Origin of the sequence: Streptomyces lushanensis (assembly GCF_001700515.1) — a bacterium.
Taxonomy (GTDB): domain Bacteria; phylum Actinomycetota; class Actinomycetes; order Streptomycetales; family Streptomycetaceae; genus Streptomyces; species Streptomyces lushanensis.
The window spans coordinates 1-16593 of record NZ_MAUD01000064.1 but is presented as its reverse complement, the minus strand read 5'-3'; the positions used below and the strand labels follow the sequence as shown (position 1 = coordinate 16593).

Below are 16593 nucleotides of genomic sequence, written 5' to 3'. Positions count from 1 at the left end.
GCTTCATGACGGTCCTCTCTGACGGTCATGGGGATTGCGGTCAATCGCCGGCGGGAGTACCGGTGAGGCGATCGAGGAAGAGATGGCCGAAGCCGGGCACGTCGGTGTCGACGGCGACCGAGGCGTTGGGGGGTCCGGGTGGTGGGGCGAGGGCGAGTCCGCGGTCGGCCACGACCAGGCCCCGGGCGAGTTCGCTGGTGGTGTCGGTGGCGACATGGGCGTCGGCCCACGTGCACAGGGACGGGTCGAGGACGGCCGCCACAACGAGGGGGTCGTGCAGGAAGCACGCGTCGCGGTGTTCTTCGCGCAGCGGGAACGCCCTGGCAAGGAAATCGATCCACGCCAGTGCGCACTCTCCGGCCCAGCGGCCGAAGGAGTCACCGCGGGACAGAGCGGCGGCGTCGTCGCGGGTGAGCCGCACCCGGGAGGTCTGGTCGATGCCCACCATGCGGAGCCGCGCGCCGCTGGCGAGGACCATCGCGAGCGCTTCGGGATCGACGTAGGCGTTGAAGTCGCCGACGACGGTGATGTTCTGGGCGTACCCGGTGGCGGATCCCGCCATCATGACGATCTCCGCCACGTTCTGTGCGAACCCCGGGTCGAGGCGCAGCGCCAGCGCGAGGTTGGTCAGGGGGCCGATGGCGACCACCGTGATCCCGCCCGGACACGCGGCTGCCCGTTCCACGAGATACGCGGCGGCCGTGAGGTCGCTGGTGGGTCCGAGCCGGTCGTCCGCCGCCGTGGGGACGGCGGGACGGTCACCGACGACATCGTCGAACAGCGCGCGCAGGGGAGCCATGTCGCGCAGCAGTGGCCGGTCGGCGCCGCGCAGGACGGGAAGGTCCGGGTGTCCCAGCCGCCGGGTGAGACGCCTGGCGACGTCGACTCCCGTGTCGACATCGACGTTGCCGTTGACGACGGTCAGTGCCTCGACGGTCAATTCGGGCGAGCGCAGGGCCAACGCGATGGCCAGGCCGTCGTCGATGTCGGATCCGGGTTCGCCCAGACCGGGGTCGGTGTCGATCACGATTCTGCGTGCGGCGGTCATGCGGGCACATCCTGTTCGAGGGCGATACGAACGGCTTCCGTCCGTGCGGCGAGTTCGGTGACGGTGATCCGGTCGAAGCCGCGGACCGCGCTACGGACCACTCCCCCGGTCGGTTCCACCAGTCGGCCGGGTATGGCGTCCGGGCCGTGCAGCGCGCCGAAGACACTGCCGACCGTGGCCGCCGTCGAGTCGGTGTCGCGGCCGGCGCCGACGGCGAGGGCGACACTGCGGACGAAGTCCCCCTCACCCCACAGGAGGGCGGCGGCGATGATGGCGGCGTTGTTGACGGTGTGCACCCAGTTGTAGCCGCCCAGTTCGCTGTCGATCCAGTGCTGCGCCGCGTCCACGGTGGCCCCTCGCTCGGCCATGCGCAGCAGTTCGGCTTGGCTTGTGTACAGCCGCGAGCGCGGTGGGACGACGGAGAGCGCGCCCCGCAGGGCATCGATCGGCTCGGTGGACACGAGCGCCTCGGCGACCAGTGCGGCCGACCACATCGCACCGTAGATCCCGTTGGCGGTGTGTGACAGAACCGCGTCGGTCAGCGCCATCCTCGCCGCGGTACGTGGCCTGCCCGGCTGGACATAGCCGTAGACGTCGGTCCGGATCAGCGCGCCGATCCATTCGCGGTACGGGTTGTCATGGGTGGCCGTGTGCGGCGGACGCAGGCCCCGGACGAGGTTGCGGTAGGCGGCCCGCTCCGCCGTGAACGTCTGGGTGAAGGGAATGCGGTCGAGCCACTCGCGGGCTATGTCCTGCGTCGTCAGGCCGCGCCCGTACGTCTCCAGCAGGTGCAGACCGAGGATCGTCCAGTCCAGGTCGTCGTCCCGCGGGATGGCGTCGAAGCGGCCGGCTGCGGCGTACGGGGCCGATTCATGCAGGTGGCTGACCCCGGGGGGCAATTCGTCCAGCAGGGGGATGAATCCGGTCTGCGGCCACTGGCCGGCGGCCCGGAGGTAGAGGGCGACCTCGTCCCGCGTCAGGCCCTCGACGGGCTTGCCCATCGTGTTGGCGACGCACCGTCCCAGCCAGGCACCCGCGATTCGGCGGGGAAGCCGTTCGGCGGAGACAGGCCGGGAGGGTGACGGCGGGGCGAGGGCCGCCCATATCTCCCGCGCGCCGGACGGTTCGTCGTAGTCCCAGGTGGTGGAGCGCCGCAGAGCGCCCAGTGCCTCCGCTATCGAGGCCAGTTCCGTGAGGTCGTCGGCCGCGGCGGCCCGACGAGCCGCATCCAGCAGTTCTCCGGCGGCGTAGCCCGATGACAGAAGCTGTTCGGCTTCGTCCGGGACGAGATCACGTGGGTCGAGTACGTCGTGCACGAGCTGTGGCTCCTCAGGCGGATTCGCGGTGAACGAGGTGGTGCTGGACCAGGACGCGGCGCGGCGTTCCGGTGGGATCGTCCATGCGGGCGAGCAGCAGCTCCCCCGCCACACGCCCGATCTCCTGGGCCGGGACCCGCACCGTGGTCAGGGAAGGACTGACAAGACCGGCCGCGTCGATGTCGTCCACACCCAGGACGGCGACGTCCGAGGGAACGGACAGACCGAGCGAACGGGCCGAATCGAGGGCGCCGATCGCCATGAGGTCGTTGGCGCAGAAGACCGCCGTGGGCCGGCGCTCCAGGTCCATCAGCAGGTTCATCGCCTTGGCCCCGGACTCCCTCGTCCAGTCCCCCACCGCTTCGGCCGCCCGCAGGGGCCGCAGGCCATGATCACGCAGAGCCTGCCGATAGCCGTCAAGGCGTGCCGAACCCGGAGCGACGCGGACGGGTCCCGAGATGACGCCCATCGTGCGATGGCCCTGGCTGTACAGGTGGGCGACCGCGTCGGCGGCGATTCTCCCGTCGTCGGACGACACCACATCGGTCGATGTCCCGTGCCGGGGCGAGCCGACGGTCACCACCCGGGCGCCCGAGGCGAGCAGCGGCTCCAGCATGCGGTCCGGTACATCGACGGCGGCCACGACCACCCCGTCCACACGACGCTGGACAGCCTCGTTGAGGAATGCCTCGATCGGTGGTGTGCCGGCTCCGACATCCGCCAGCAGGACGACATGGTCGCGCTTGCCGACCGCTTGCTGAAGACCACGTGCGAGGGCGGGATAGAACGGGTTGGTCAGGTCCTGGACGACCAGTGCGACGGTCTGACTGCGGCGGCCGGACAGGCCGAGTGCGAAGAAGTTCTGCTGGAACCCCATCTCCTCGACCACACGCATCACCTTGCGGCGCGTGGCCTCGGAAACGGGCCGTCGGCCGGACAGCACATGCGAGACGGTCGTCTTGCTCACTCCCGCCCGCGCGGCGACATCGGAAATGGTCGCGGGCCCTTTCGACCCGGCGGCATCCAAACCGGTTTGCCTAGATGTCGCCTCAGGCGCATCATCCATCTCCTCCATCTGCGCTCCTTGCTTACAAACCGGTTTGCGTTCGGAGCACAACAGTCATCCACATCGAGCCACGAAGTCAAGAGGTGTGCTGTCCGAAATTCGACAGCCACGACGATTGCTCTTCGCGATGAGACACGCGCCAAGCGTGGTGTCCGGCCTGTGCACACCGGAAAGGGCCGCATCGCGGTGGCCCCTCCCACGTGCATGCGTACCAGGAACGGCAATCGTACCTTTTCGCATATCTCGCACCAAAGCTGGTGCACCGCGGGCGTCGGTGGTGATGCGGTACGACCCGTGGGCTCGGCGGGACGGTCCCCTATCCGCCCTGGACGATCCGGCCCTCCGGGGTGCCGTAGTACCAACGGCGCCCGGCCGGGGCCGGTGGGAGTGCGCCGGCAGCCAGATCCTCCAGAGCCTTCGCCAGCTCGACAAGCGGAGCGGCGGCCATGTGTTCCGCGCCCCGCAGGAAGCCGGTCGCGCTCTCCTCCAACTCGGGCCAGGTCGAGACCTCGTCCCGGCTCACACCGCCACGGGCCTCGATCCGTCGAGCCGCCTCCCGCACGCAGCTCAGGAGCGCCTGTCGCCGCTCGACGTCGAAATCGTCGAGCAGGACGGCGAAACCACTGCCCACCAGCGCGTGCGCGCGCAGATCCCGCTCCAGCTCCGGCCGGCAGGAGGGCCGCAGGTCCGCCGGCATCTCCGCGCCGACTCGCGCCGCCTCGATGAAGAGAACCCCGAGCGCCACGTCGTAGGCCCAGAACATCTCGTCACCGGAGATCACCGCCACAGACTTGCTCAACGCAACCCCCAGTCGACCGCTTCCCGTGCACATCTTCGCCCACGGGCCCGCGAACATGCCTCGCTCGGCCCGTCACGCCCTGGTACGGCGGCCAGTACACTCCCCACCGGAGGCGGCCCCACCACACCGGAGGCCTTCGCCATGGTCAAGTCCGGCCGGTGTCAACAACGCTTCTGATCAACACACCTGAGGCCGCGTCAGGCACTGTTCGCCCGGTTCTCTCCCGTGGCCTGCGGTGCTGGGCACGTTTCCGGTTATCCGGTCGGTGATCTCCTCGGCGGTCAGAACCAGCGCGAAGCCCTTTCGCAGGACGGCGAGTTCGGGTTCCTGCCGCGACTCGTCGTCGGTGGCCGTGACATCGGATCCGAACACGACTTTGTAGCCGCGTTCGTACGCCTGCCGGGCCGTGGTGCCGCAGCAGTAGTTGGTGAGCGTTCCCGTGACGACGACCGTGTCACGGCCCAGGTTGCGCAGCATCGTGTCGAGCGGTGTGTCGTAGAACGCACCGTAGGAGGGCTTGCGGATCAGGGCCTCGTCGGCGCGGTGGCCCATCGGGGCCCACACCTCGGCGGGCCCCGGCCGCCGCCAGTCGGTGTCGGCGTGCGGGAGGTGGCGCAGGGCGTGCGGCCGGTCGAGTCCGAGATGGGTGTCGTCGAAGATGCTCCAGATGACCGGGATGGAGGCGGCCCGGCATGTCCCGACCAGCCGGCGGAGCCTCGGCACCATGCGTGTCGCCGCCGGCACCCAGTAGGGGCTCCAGCCGGGCCGTACGAATTCGTCCTGCATGTCGATGACCAGCAGCGCCGTCCGCTCGGGCCGTATGCCGAACGTCGCCCGGCCGTGCCGGTACGCCTCGGCTGCCCGCCCGGTCACCCATGCCTCCGAATATGTCATCCCCACTCCTTACCTCGATTCGAGATACCTCGTTTCGATGTGCGAGGATAGCAGCATGCTCGAACTGGCGATCCTGGGATTCCTGGCCGACGGCCCGCTGCACGGGTACCAACTGCGCCGTCTCATCGCGCACCTGTCGGGACACTCCCGCCCGGTCAGCGACGGCAGCCTCTACCCCGCGATCAACCGCCTGGTCAACGCCGGACTGCTGGACCGGCACACCGAACCCGGCGCCTCGGCCGCCCAGCGGCACACCCTGAGCCTCAAATCCGCCGGCCGCGCCGAACTCCTGCGCCGGCTCCGGGAACCCGACCAACCGGACATCACCGACGGCGCCCGGTACTTCACCATCCTGGCCTTCCTCTCCCACCTCCCCGACATCGCGGACCAGCACGCGGTACTGCGCCGGAGACTGGAGTTCCTCGAACAGCCCGCGAGCTTCTTCCACGACGGCAACCGCCCGATGAGCGCCGAGGACACCACCGACCCGTACCGCCGCGGCATGCTCCTCATCGCCCGCGCCACCAGCCACGCCGAACGGTCCTGGCTACGGGAGCAACTCGCACAGCCGGCATGACCTCCCCCACGGAAGCCTTCTCCCCGTCCTCTTCGAGGATCTCCGTGATCACCTTGAGGCCACGGCCCCGACCGCGGACCTACTGAGCACGGTCGATTCCCCTGCCCGAAGGACCTGTCAGCGGTTGTGCCGCGCTCGGCGCCTCTTTCCTGGTGGCGATCGCCCGCACCGTGCCGACGTTCAGTTCGGCGACCCGGTGTTCCGCGATCCATGCCTCGCAGCGCTGTCCGACCCGGGCCGGGTGATCGCCGGCTTTCCGCCGGGCCGTACGTACGACCAGAACGAGGCGAGCGTCCGGGATTCGCCGGACTCCGGCTCCCGGAACACGCCCGCGTCCCGATGAGCGGCAGACACCCTGACGCTTCTCCCGTGAAAGTCAACAAGGTTTTTCCGGACGACAATTCACCCCGTCTCGACGGACCAAGGACCAGGAATACGTGTCCAACGTCACGGGTAGGACCCCGGCCTGGTGGGAAGATCGTGGCGACATTCGGGAACACCCACTCGATTAACCGAAAAATGGCAGAGGAGCCGCCTGCCGTTCACCGTTGAAATGCGACCGAAATCCACAGGTTTTCGATAATCCTCTTGTAGTCCTTTCGTGCCGCCGTTCAAGATGGTCCGGTGCCGCAGTCGCGGATCACAATTCCCGGAATACATGAAGGAGCGGATTTCCATGTCAGTATTTCGTAAGGGCGCACTCAAGAGCGCCGCGGTAGGACTTGCGGGCGTATCGGCGCTGCTCTTCGCGTCACCTGCGAATGCCGCGCCGGCCGGCGTCAACACCTACATCGGGAACCTCGGCACCGGAAAGTGCCTCGCGGTGCCGGGAGCCAGCCAGACCGAGGGCACCGAGACGGTGCAGTGGGGATGCGGGAGCTCCGGTCAGGTCTGGGAGTGGATACCGGTCTCCAGCGACCACTGGAAGCTGCGCAATACGGCCAGCGGACAGTGTCTCGCCATAGCCGGCGGCACCGGGACGAACGGCGCCAACGCGATTCAGTGGCCCTGTGGCTCCGGATCGGAGCAGGTATGGATCTGGGACAGCGCCGCCCGTCTGCGGAATGTCGCCAGCGACAGGTGCCTCGCCGTCCCTAACTCCAGCACCGCGAACGGCACCAAGGTCGTCCAGTGGACCTGCAGCACAAGCGCCGACCAGCAGTGGGTCCAGGTAGTTTAGCCACAGGGGAGAGAACAATCCTCTGGATCCCCCACCGATCCGCCGTCTCCCCCCTTTCAAAGGCCGGTGACGGCGTCACGCTGAAATGCGCGTAGGCGTCCGGTGGATGCGTCGTGCCCCGCGGGGCTCGCGGTGTGAGCCACGCGGGGTCTGCGGCTTGATGTCCGACGTGGCGCGTCCGGAGCCGTACCGTGCGGCTGATGTCGGGCCGGGCACGGCGGGCCCGGTGCGCTCGTCGGTGGGTCAGGCGCGCAGATAGGTGAGGACGGCCAGGACCCTGCGGTGCGTCTTGTCCGTCGGGGGCAGGTCCAGCTTGGTGAGGATGTTGCCGATGTGCTTGCCGATCGCCGCTTCGGAAACCACCAGTTCCTTGGCGATCGCGCCGTTGGACCTGCCTTCGGCGATCAGTGCCAGCACCTCGCGTTCGCGCGGGGTGAGCCGCTCCAGCGGATCGCGGCGGCGGCGCAGCAACTGGCGTACCACCTCGGGGTCGACCACCGTTCCGCCGTCCGCCACCTTGTGCAGCGCCTCCACGAACTCCTCGACCTGGCCGACCCGGTCCTTGAGCAGATAGCCGACGCCGGATCCATCGCCGGAGTCAAGGAGTTCGGCCGCGTACGTCCGCTGCACGTACTGGCTGAGGACCAGGACCGGGAGTGCGGGGCGCTTCGCACGCAGCCGCACCGCCGCGTGCAGGCCCTCGTCCTGGAAGCCGGGCGGCATGCGTACGTCCGTCACCACGATGTCGGGGGCGTGCTCCTCGACCGCGGCCACCAGTGCCCGCGCGTCCCCGACGGCCGACACCACCTCGTGGCCGCAGCGGCCGAGCAGGCCGATGAGCCCTTCCCGCAGCAGCACACTGTCCTCGGCCAGCACTACGCGGAGCGATCGGGCGCCCCGGTCAACTCGCAAGGAAACTCCACACGCAACAGGGTCGGTCCACCCGGCGGACTGGTCAGGGCAAGTCTGCCATCCAGGACCGACACCCGGTCCGCGAGACCGGTGAGGCCGCTGCCCGCCGAGGGATCCGCGCCGCCGCGGCCGTCGTCGCGCACCTCCAGGAACAGGCGTCCGTCGCGATGACCGCCGCTCACCCGCGCGCGGTCGGCCCCGCTGTGTTTGGCGACATTGGCCAGCGCCTCGCAGACCACGTAGTACGCCGCGGACTCGACCGGCCGGGCCGGCCGGCCCGGCAGTTCGAGGTCGACGTCGACGGGGACCACGCAGCGGTCGGCGGCGTCGCTGACCGCGGCTCGAAGGCCGTAGTCCGTGAGGACCTTGGGGTGGATGCCGTGGATGAGCTCGCGCAGCTCCGCGAGCGCCTTGCCCGCCTCCTCGTGGGCCTTGGTGAGCTGCTCGGCGAGCGGGCCGGGCGGGGCGTCGAGGCGGGCCAGCCCGAGGGCCATCGTCAGCGCCACAAGGCGCTGTTGGGCGCCGTCGTGCAGATCGCGCTCGATACGGCGCCGCTCGGCCTCGAAGGCGTCGACCAGCCGGACGCGGGAGCGGGCCAGTTCGACCACCTTGGCGCCGAGCTCGCCCTCACGGGAGGCGATCAGCAGCCGGGCCAGCTCGGCGCGGGCGCCCGCCGTGACACCGAGCACGTAGGCGCACAGACCCATCAGGAGCAGGCCCAGTACGGCGACGCCGAAGGCGGTCGGCCAGGTGGTGACCGTCCACTGCTTGAGCACCTTCGCCTCGTCGCCGTCGCCGACCGTGGCCATCAGCAGCGGGGTGGCGACCATGGACAGGGGGACGAGCAGGGCGACCGTGACCACCAGGGCGTCGACCGGCCACAGCAGCCCGGCGAACAGCAGCGCGTACCCGAGCTCCCGCCAGGTGGTCTGTTCGCGCAGCCGGGTGGTCAGCCAGGCCCGCGGTCCCGGCGCGGCCGGCACCTGATGCCGGCCGGACACCGGGACGCGGTCGATCAGCCGTATCCTGCGCCGCTCCACCTCGGCCACCGGGATCCCGCTGAGGGCGACCACGACGAGCAGGGGCAGCCCCACCAGGACGACCGCGAGCGCACCGCAGACCACTGCCACCGCCACGATCCCCACCAGGGCGATGGCGCCGGTCACCGCGCCGGTGAGCAGATACGCGGCGGAGCGCCAGGGCCAGGCCGACAGCAGGAAGCCCGGCCGGGACATGGCCTGCCACACATTCCGAGAGTGCATGCGCATGACCGTAAACGGGCCTCATCGGCCGGGGCCATCGGTCCAGCGGGCGTATCGGGGGTATGCCTGGCCCTACCCCAGGTCTCGTCCCGGCCGTACTGCGTCGCGAGGGGCTTCCGCGGTTTCGTGGAGGCCTCAACAAGCCAAGGAGCAGGTACTGGTGGGGAAACCATGAGCAACGACGCGATCCGATTGCGCTCCGTGACCCGGCGCTACGGCTCGGGCGGCACGTCCGTCACCGCCCTCGACCAGGTGTCGCTCGCCTTCCCGAGGGGGACGTACACCGCCGTGATGGGTCCCTCCGGGTCCGGCAAGTCGACCCTGCTGCAGTGCGCCGCGGGCCTGGACCGGCCCACGTCGGGCTCGGTCACCGTGGGCGGCACGGACCTGACCGGGATGAGCGAGACCAAGCTGACCCTGCTGCGCCGCGACCGCGTCGGCTTCGTGTTCCAGGCGTTCAACCTGCTGCCCTCGCTGACCGCCGAGCAGAACGTGGCCCTGCCGCTGCGGCTGGCCGGCCGCCGCCCGAGGAAGGCCCAGGTGCGCGAGGTCCTCGAACAGGTCGGACTCGGCGACCGGGCGCGGCACCGCCCGACGGAGATGTCCGGCGGCCAGCAGCAGCGGGTCGCCCTGGCGCGCGCCCTGATCACCCGCCCCGACGTGCTGTTCGGCGACGAGCCGACCGGCGCGCTCGACTCGCAGACGGGCCGCGAGGTGCTGACACTGCTGCGCGGCATGGTCGACCGGGACGGCCGGACGATCATCATGGTCACCCATGACCCTGTCGCCGCCGCCTACGCCGACCGCGTCGTCCTCCTCGTCGACGGCCGTGTCAACGGCGAGCTGATCGGGGCCTCCGCCGAGGACATCGCGGCGCGCATGACCAAGCTGGAGGCGGCGCCGTGCTGAGCGTCACGCTGCGCACCCTGCGCACCCGCTGGGTCACCTTCGTCGGCAGCTTCGTGGCCGTCTGCCTGGGAGTGGCGCTGATCGCCGTGATGGGGCTGGCGCTGGCCTCCTCGCTGGACGCGCCCGACCGGGGGCCGGAGCGGTTCGCCGCCGCGCCGGTCGTCGTCAAGGGGCAGGACACCCTTGAGGTGCCCACCCCGATCGGCGACCGCAGCCGGAAGCTCGCGCAGCCGCGGGCCGTGCCCGACGGGACGGTCGCGAAGCTGCGGGACCTCGGGACCGTCGTGGAGGACCGGTCGTTCGCCGTGCGGGCCGAGGGCGGGCCGGCCGATCTCGTGGGCCACCCCTGGTCCACCGCGGCCTTCGCGCCGTACGAACTCGACGCCGGACGCGCGCCCGAGGCCGCGGACGAGGTCGTCGTCAGCGGTGACTGGGCCCGTCCGGGTGCCCGGATACGGACCGGCGGCGGCACCGTGCGCGTCGTCGGCACCGTGGCCGGGCTGGGCTTCGAGAACGCCGTGTTCCACACCGACGCCCGCGCCGCCGAACTGGCGCCGCGCAGCCTCCAGCTCGTGGTCGACGCCGATGCGGCGGACGTGCGCGAGGCGGTGCGCGGCAGCGAGGGCGTACAGGTGCTCACCGGCGGCGCGCGCCGGTACGCCGACGCCGACCCCGACCGGGACAGCGAGGCCCTCACCGCGATGAACGCCATGTTCGGCACGGCCGGCGGCGTCACCGGGTTCGTGTCGGTGTTCGTGGTGGCCTCGACCTTCGCGTTCGCGGTGGCCCAGCGGCGCCGCGAGTTCGGCCTGCTGCGCACCGCCGGGGCGACCCCGGGGCAGATCCGCCGCATGGTCGTCTGCGAGGCGCTCGTGGTCGGTGTGCTCGCCTCGGCCGCCGGCTGCGCGCTCGGCTCCTACGGGGCTCCGAAGCTGGCCGAGTGGGCGGTCGAGGAGAGCCTTGCGCCGCGCTGGTTCACCATCGGCGACCACACCTGGCCCTATCACATGGCGTTCTGGACGGGCTTGTTGGTGGCCCTGTGCGGCGTGCTGGCCGCGTCCTGGCGGGCAGGGGGTACCGGTCCCACCGAGGCGCTGCGCGAGGCGTCCGTGGACACCCGGCCGATGACGCGGGGCCGGCGGCTGTTCGGCGCGGCCCTGCTGGTCACCGCCGCGGTGACGTTGGTCCTGGCCCTGGTGACGAACCCGGGCGACCTGCTCCGGCGCAAGACCTATGTGAGCCGGCCCATGCTGCTGATCACCGCGGTCGCGCTGCTCGCGCCGGTGCTGGTGGGGCCACTGGCCCGGCTGATCGCCTGGCTGCCGGCCCAACTGCCCGGCGCCGGCGGGATGCTGGTGCGGGAGAACGCCGCCGCCGGGCTGCGCCGCACCGCCGCCGTCGCGGCGCCCGTGCTGGTCACGGTCGCGCTGGCGGGCTCGCTGCTGGGCGCCGCCGCGACCCTCGACGAGGCGAGGGCCACCGAGGCACGCGAGCGGACGACCGCCGATTTCGTGGTCACGGCGGCGGGCGACGCCGGCTTCGACGGGGCGACGCTGAAGCGGCTTCGGGCCGTGTCCGGCGCCGAGGTCTCGGCGAGTTCGCCGAGCGCCGTGTACGTCCTGGAGGACGGCGTGGCGCTCATCAGGTCCGACGCCAGGGCCGTCGAACCGGAACCGCTCGCGGCAACGGCCCGTCTCCCGCTCGCCGCGGGGAAGGCGGGCGACCTGGACGACGACTCGATCATCGTCAACGCGGAGTGGGAGAGGCACACCGTGGGCGAGCGGGTGGACGTGTGGCTCGGCGACGGCACGAGGAAGTCCCTGAAGATCGCCGCGGTCATGACCACCGGAACCGGCGACAACGGCGTCTACGTCACCCCGCGCAACGCCCCCGCGGCGCCCGTCGACCGGGTCGACGTACGCCTCGCGGACGGTGCCGACGCGGGCACCGTGGCCGCCCGTCTGCGTCAGGCGGTGCGGGCGTCGGGCGGGGACGTCCTCACCCAGGACGGCTGGGTGCGCGCGACGTACCCCGAGACCAACCGGACGACCCGGACGGGCTTCTTCCTGGTCCTCGGGATCGCCCTCCTGTACACCGGCATCTCGCTGGCCAACACGATGGTCATGGCGACCTCCGACCGGGTCCGCGAGCTGGCCGTCCTGCGACTGGCGGGGGCCACCACGTGGCAGGTGCTGCGGCTGGTGGGTGCCGAGGCACTGATGGTGGTCATGGTCGGCGGACTGCTGGGCGCACTGGTCGCCGGACTCAACCTGCTGGGCATGTGGGGCGCGCTCGCCCTGCTCTCGGTGTGGACGCCCATCGAGATCCCATGGGCAACGCTCGCGGAGGCCCTGGGCGCCTGCGCGATGCTCGCCGTGATCTCGGCGGTGACCCCGGCGGGCCTCGCCCTGCGCCGTGGGGCATTGGACCTGGCGGGCACACCGGAGTGAACCGGCCGCCCGCCGTGTCACTTCACAAGAACCATCGCACAAGAGTTATTGCACAAGAGTCATTGCGCAATGATTCTTGTGCGTATAGCTTCTACCGCGTGTCCGACGACAACCGCTCCATCACCGATTCCCGTGTCCTCGCCGCCATGGCCCACCCCGCGCGGCGGCGGCTGCTCGATCTGCTCAAGCTCGACGGGCCCGCGACCGCCAGTGCGCTGGCGCAGCAGACCGGGGAGGCGGTGGGGAACGTCAGCCATCATCTGCGGGCGCTGGCAGAGGCCGGGCTGATCGAGGAGGCGCCGGAGCTGGCGCGGGACCGGCGGGAGCGGTGGTGGCGGCGTACGACACCCAAACTGTGCTGGTCCTCGGCCGACTTCGCCGAGGACGCCGCCGGGGAGGCCGTCGCCCACGCGGTCGACTCGCTCAATCTGGAACGGCAGACCGGGCATGTACGGCGCTGGGCCGACCGGCCGCAGGCCGAGCAGGCGCGGTGGCCGCTGGGGCCGTTCTCGAACGAGGCGTGGCTCCGGGTCACCGACGCCGAACTCGCCCGGTTCGCCGCGGAGATCGGCGAAGTCGTCGACCGGTGGGCCGATCGCGAAATACCCGACGACGGCCAGGAGCGTGGCACCGTCTTCACCTTCACCCGCGCCGTTCCCGGCCGGCCGTGAACAGCCGCCGGCAGAACGGCCGCGCGTGAAACAGCCGCACGCGAACAGACAGAACAGAAACGAGAAGACCATGAGTGTGTGGTTCATCACCGGTGCCTCCCGGGGCCTCGGCGCCGCGATCGCGCGGGAGGCGCTGGCGCGCGGCCATCAGGTCGCCGCCACCGGACGCGACCTGGACGCCCTCCGCCGCACCTTCCCGGACGCCGGGGAGGCCCTCCTCCCCCTCGCCGCAGATGTCACCGACGAGCCGGGGGTCCGGGCCGCCGCGGACGCCGCCCTCGTCCGCTTCGGCCGGATCGACGTCCTCGTCAACAACGCGGGGCGCGGACTGATCGGCGCCGTCGAGGAGGTCTCGGACGAGGCCGCCCGCGCGGTGTTCGACACCAACTTCTTCGGGGTGCTCACCACCCAGCGGGCCGTCCTGCCGACGCTCCGCGCCCAGCGCTCCGGCCATGTGATCAACATCAGCTCGGTGGGCGGGTTCACCGGTTCCCCGGGGTGGGGTCTGTACGCGGCGACGAAGTTCGCGCTGGAGGGCATGTCGGAATCGCTGCGGGCGGAGCTGGCGCCGCTCGGCGTACGCGTCACGATCGTGCAGCCGGGCGGCTTCCGTACCGACTTCCTGGACGGTACGAGCCTGCGCACCGAGGCCCGCACGATCGAGGACTACGCGACGACCTCGGGAACCACCCGCGAGGTCCCTGCCTCCTACAACCACGCGCAGCGGGGCGACCCGGCCAAGGCCGCGGCGGCCATCGTCGATCTGGCGGAACTGCCGGAGGGCACCGAGCCCCCGACGCGGCTCCAGCTCGGCGCGGACTGCGTGGAACGCGTATCGGCCAAGCTCGATCAGGTGCGCGAGGACCTCGAAGCCTGGCGCGCGGTGGCGGTCACGACCGACCACGCCGACCAGGTGACAACCACCTCGTAGCTCGGCAACTCCCAGAGCCGGCCGGCCGTCCCGGGCTCCGGTGTTCCAGAAGGTCACGCGCCTCGCGGCGGTCGCGCCGCGTCACCCCGGCTGCCGATCCCGATGGGGCACACGTGGCGTGCGGCCGCAGAGGGCCAGGTGTCCCGTTCAGTGCGGTGGCGCTATCGGGTTCAGGGCGTTGTCGAGGGTACAGCCGCCCTCTCCGGGCATCCGCTGGACCCGGGACGGCACCCACACCTCGGTGGCGCCGGGGCCCACACGGGCAAGAAGGCAGTCCTGCGGGTCAAAGCGGTTGCCCTTCACCGACAGGAGAACGCCGACCCGGCCGTCGGCCGCCGCCACCTCGGTACGTATCGCCGGATCCAGATCCAGGGCGGCGAGCCCACGGCGCACCTCGGCCTCGTCCACCCGGCCGCCCTCCGGCACCCGGGGAAGTTTCGCGCGGAGCTCCTCGTACGGCAGCCGGGGCGGTTCGGGTGGCGGGGCGAAGGTCAGCGGAAGGCCGTCAGGACAGTCCACGTCACGAGGATCCTCACGCCACTGCGACTCGGGCGACACCCGCACCTCGAAACAGCGCAGCACGGTGACCTCGTCAAGGTCGCGCCATCTGTTGTACGCCGAGCCGGACGTGCGGACGACCACGTCGATGCCGTCCCCGTCGTGGGTCGAGGTACCCGTCACCCGCATTACCTCCACCCCGTCGATACCGGAGGCGGAGCGTCCGACCTCCTCCGCGGTGCGCGGACGCTGGCCGTAGAGCCGCTCGCCCGCCGTCCTGGCCACGTCCCGTGCCGCGTCCGTCGCCTCGTCCTCGGAGGACCGCACCACCCCGCAGCCGACGGTGAGCAGCAGCAGCGGGGCGAGCAGCAGCAGACGGCGCATGGCTCCACCCTTCCGGCCCCGCGCTCGGCGGGCACCCGCTCACATACTCAGACCGGCACAGGTGATCGTACTCAGTCGGTACGACGATCAGTCCGGGCGCACCCCGTGAGGTCCACGGGGCCCAGGCGTCGGCTTGGAGACCCGAGGGGCGATGTCAGTGCATCCGCGTACGGTCTTGCCCGTGCATCGGGGCTTGGGCCGAGGGCTCCGACCCTGAAGAGGGAAGGTTCACCTCGTTGTTCGCCTTCTTCCAGGATGCGGCAGACCACCTGGAAGGGGTCTCCTCGCACAACGCGGGGGGAGGGAGCGACCGGACCGCACGGCTGACCGGGCCGCACTCTCAGCAGCCGTCCCTCGGCGCGAGCCCCGCCACGTCCGGCACACGGTCGCGGTAGGTCTCGGCCACGAAGGCGAGGAAGGCGTCCACGTCTGCCTCGTTCGACGCGATCCCCACCGACACCCGTACCGCGCCCGCGGACGCCGGCCCCAGCGCGTCGAGGTACTCCTCGATCGTGCGGGTGTGCCGCCGTGCCTCGGACCGCGGGAGCGGTACCCCGAGAGCGAGGGCCGCCTCGACGGCACCCGGATTGCAGAAGCAGCCCGTGCGCAGAGAGATACCCCTGCGTCCGCTGTCCCGGGCGACCACGCGTTCGTCCACGACCCGGCCGCGCGCGTCCAGGAGGTTGAAGGCGACGGTGCCACCGCGCCGGTCGCACGAGGCAGGCCCGTACAGGCGCACGACGCCGCTCCCGTGCGAGTGGCGCAGTGAGCCGAGCCCGGCGAGCAGCCTCCCGGTCAGCGCCGACACATGGCTGTGCACGGCGTCCATGCCGATCGCGTCGGTCCACCTCAGACCCGCCGTGGCATCCGATACGGACAGGAAGTTGACGGTACCGTCCTCGAAGGCGGCCTCACCGTCGGCCATCACGTGCCAGCCGGCCTGGACGCCGACCACGCGGATGGTGCCGCCGGCGAACCAGGGCCGGCGCAGCCGCGCCAAAGCGGCGCGCCGCGCGAGGAGACAGCCGATCCCGGTCGGATAGCCGAAGACCTTGTACCAACTCACCGCGACGAAGTCGGGCCGCACCCGGGACAGGTCCGGACGGTTGGCCGGGACGAACGCCGCCGCGTCGAGCAGCGTGCCGTACCCGCGTTGACGGGCCTGCTCGACCCACTCCAGCGCCCGGTGCCACTCCCGTGCGTCGGGAGCCGGGCCGCCGGCTTCCCCGCCGCCCGGAATCGCGTCGGCAGCCAGATCCACACCTGCGCGGAGGGCGTCGCACATCCGCACCACCCGCCGATGGGCACCATTTTCTGCGGACCAGGTGCACGAACTCCGCCGCAGTGAGAAGCTGAAAGGTGACGGACGGAGCGAGGTCCGGCCTGCCACGGCGCCCAGGGGAGGGCCGGGGGCCCGGAACCGCAGAAGCGGCGAGGCCGCTCTCGCACTCATCTCGCAGGGCTTCCGGTCGATCCGTGATGTTGTCGTCCGCCACACGATGCTGGATGGGATCGAGAACCGATGAACGCCAAAGACGTGACCTACCCGCCGGACGAAACGGCTCTGCTCGTCATTGATCCGTACAACGACTTTCTTTCCGAGGGTGGAAAACTGTGGCCGCAGGCCAGGGAAGTGGCTGAGGGCGTCGACCTCGTCGCACACATGCGGAGTGTGCTGGCCGCGGCCCGCGGCCAG

The 16593-nt window shown here is 71.0% G+C and carries 15 protein-coding genes; 6 read left to right on the top strand and 9 right to left on the bottom strand.

Annotated features, from left to right (window positions below; translation table 11 throughout):
• Window positions 1-40: 40 nt before the first annotated feature.
• The 5 genes from BFF77_RS05540 to BFF77_RS05520 form a co-directional block, all read right to left on the bottom strand.
• Window positions 41-1048, bottom strand: a complete 1008-nt coding sequence (locus BFF77_RS05540; RefSeq protein ID WP_066944373.1) for a nucleoside hydrolase — start codon at window positions 1046-1048, stop codon at window positions 41-43.
• A complete protein-coding gene (locus BFF77_RS05535; protein WP_079124862.1) occupies window positions 1045-2364 on the bottom strand; it encodes an ADP-ribosylglycohydrolase family protein in 1320 nt (439 codons plus the stop codon). The genes BFF77_RS05540 and BFF77_RS05535 overlap by 4 nt, the downstream gene beginning before the upstream one ends.
• 13 nt (window positions 2365-2377) lie before the next feature.
• Complete coding sequence (locus tag BFF77_RS05530) at window positions 2378-3439, bottom strand: LacI family DNA-binding transcriptional regulator (RefSeq protein ID WP_079124861.1); 1062 nt, start codon at window positions 3437-3439, stop codon at window positions 2378-2380.
• Window positions 3440-3746: 307 nt separating this feature from the next.
• Window positions 3747-4229, bottom strand: a complete 483-nt coding sequence (locus BFF77_RS05525; protein WP_141698366.1) for a hypothetical protein — start codon at window positions 4227-4229, stop codon at window positions 3747-3749.
• Between the two features lie 177 nt (window positions 4230-4406).
• On the bottom strand, window positions 4407-5123 hold the full coding sequence (locus BFF77_RS05520; protein WP_066944369.1) for a cysteine hydrolase family protein: 717 nt from the start codon (window positions 5121-5123) through the stop codon (window positions 4407-4409).
• A 55-nt stretch (window positions 5124-5178) separates the two neighbouring features.
• On the opposite strand from BFF77_RS05520, the gene BFF77_RS05515 reads away from it, so the two are divergent.
• Window positions 5179-5700, top strand: a complete 522-nt coding sequence (locus BFF77_RS05515) for a PadR family transcriptional regulator (protein WP_066944367.1) — start codon at window positions 5179-5181, stop codon at window positions 5698-5700.
• Between the two features lie 676 nt (window positions 5701-6376).
• Window positions 6377-6880 carry an RICIN domain-containing protein gene (locus BFF77_RS05510; protein ID WP_169922614.1) on the top strand — a complete coding sequence of 168 codons (504 nt, stop codon included), beginning with the start codon at window positions 6377-6379 and terminating at the stop codon, window positions 6878-6880.
• A 243-nt stretch (window positions 6881-7123) separates the two neighbouring features.
• On the opposite strand, the gene BFF77_RS05505 is transcribed toward BFF77_RS05510, so the two are convergent.
• Window positions 7124-7756 carry a response regulator transcription factor gene (locus BFF77_RS05505; RefSeq protein WP_066944364.1) on the bottom strand — a complete coding sequence of 211 codons (633 nt, stop codon included), beginning with the start codon at window positions 7754-7756 and terminating at the stop codon, window positions 7124-7126.
• Complete coding sequence (locus tag BFF77_RS05500) at window positions 7756-9027, bottom strand: sensor histidine kinase (RefSeq protein ID WP_066944363.1); 1272 nt, start codon at window positions 9025-9027, stop codon at window positions 7756-7758. The genes BFF77_RS05505 and BFF77_RS05500 overlap by 1 nt, the downstream gene beginning before the upstream one ends.
• 198 nt (window positions 9028-9225) lie before the next feature.
• On the opposite strand from BFF77_RS05500, the gene BFF77_RS05495 reads away from it, so the two are divergent.
• From BFF77_RS05495 to BFF77_RS05480, 4 genes are all read left to right on the top strand, one after another.
• Window positions 9226-9963, top strand: coding sequence for an ABC transporter ATP-binding protein (locus tag BFF77_RS05495; RefSeq protein WP_107422082.1), 738 nt, complete (start codon window positions 9226-9228; stop codon window positions 9961-9963).
• On the top strand, window positions 9957-12413 hold the full coding sequence (locus BFF77_RS05490; RefSeq protein ID WP_066944361.1) for an FtsX-like permease family protein: 2457 nt from the start codon (window positions 9957-9959) through the stop codon (window positions 12411-12413). The genes BFF77_RS05495 and BFF77_RS05490 overlap by 7 nt, the downstream gene beginning before the upstream one ends.
• Before the next feature lie 98 nt (window positions 12414-12511).
• On the top strand, window positions 12512-13084 hold the full coding sequence (locus BFF77_RS05485; RefSeq protein WP_211280162.1) for an ArsR/SmtB family transcription factor: 573 nt from the start codon (window positions 12512-12514) through the stop codon (window positions 13082-13084).
• A gap of 70 nt (window positions 13085-13154) precedes the next feature.
• Window positions 13155-14015, top strand: coding sequence for an oxidoreductase (locus BFF77_RS05480; protein ID WP_066944360.1), 861 nt, complete (start codon window positions 13155-13157; stop codon window positions 14013-14015).
• 147 nt (window positions 14016-14162) lie between these two features.
• On the opposite strand, the gene BFF77_RS35470 is transcribed toward BFF77_RS05480, so the two are convergent.
• Complete coding sequence (locus BFF77_RS35470; RefSeq protein WP_066944353.1) at window positions 14163-14897, bottom strand: translation initiation factor IF-2; 735 nt, start codon at window positions 14895-14897, stop codon at window positions 14163-14165.
• Between the two features lie 340 nt (window positions 14898-15237).
• On the bottom strand, window positions 15238-16182 hold the full coding sequence (locus BFF77_RS05470; RefSeq protein WP_066944352.1) for an aminotransferase class V-fold PLP-dependent enzyme: 945 nt from the start codon (window positions 16180-16182) through the stop codon (window positions 15238-15240).
• Window positions 16183-16593: the final 411 nt, after the last annotated feature.

What these genes read in the sequence shown, in the direction of transcription:
- BFF77_RS05540 (WP_066944373.1), bottom strand. Translation starts at nt 1,048, where the DNA reads ATGACCGCCGCACGCAGAATCGTGATCGACACCGACCCCGGTCTGGGC.
- BFF77_RS05530 (WP_079124861.1), bottom strand. Translation starts at nt 3,439, where the DNA reads ATGGAGGAGATGGATGATGCGCCTGAGGCGACATCTAGGCAAACCGGT.
- BFF77_RS05520 (WP_066944369.1), bottom strand. Translation starts at nt 5,123, where the DNA reads ATGACATATTCGGAGGCATGGGTGACCGGGCGGGCAGCCGAGGCGTAC.
- BFF77_RS05515 (WP_066944367.1), top strand. Translation starts at nt 5,179, where the DNA reads ATGCTCGAACTGGCGATCCTGGGATTCCTGGCCGACGGCCCGCTGCAC.
- BFF77_RS05510 (WP_169922614.1), top strand. Translation starts at nt 6,377, where the DNA reads ATGTCAGTATTTCGTAAGGGCGCACTCAAGAGCGCCGCGGTAGGACTT.
- BFF77_RS05500 (WP_066944363.1), bottom strand. Translation starts at nt 9,027, where the DNA reads ATGTCCCGGCCGGGCTTCCTGCTGTCGGCCTGGCCCTGGCGCTCCGCC.
- BFF77_RS05495 (WP_107422082.1), top strand. Translation starts at nt 9,226, where the DNA reads ATGAGCAACGACGCGATCCGATTGCGCTCCGTGACCCGGCGCTACGGC.
- BFF77_RS05480 (WP_066944360.1), top strand. Translation starts at nt 13,155, where the DNA reads ATGAGTGTGTGGTTCATCACCGGTGCCTCCCGGGGCCTCGGCGCCGCG.
- BFF77_RS35470 (WP_066944353.1), bottom strand. Translation starts at nt 14,897, where the DNA reads ATGCGCCGTCTGCTGCTGCTCGCCCCGCTGCTGCTGCTCACCGTCGGC.
- BFF77_RS05470 (WP_066944352.1), bottom strand. Translation starts at nt 16,182, where the DNA reads ATGTGCGACGCCCTCCGCGCAGGTGTGGATCTGGCTGCCGACGCGATT.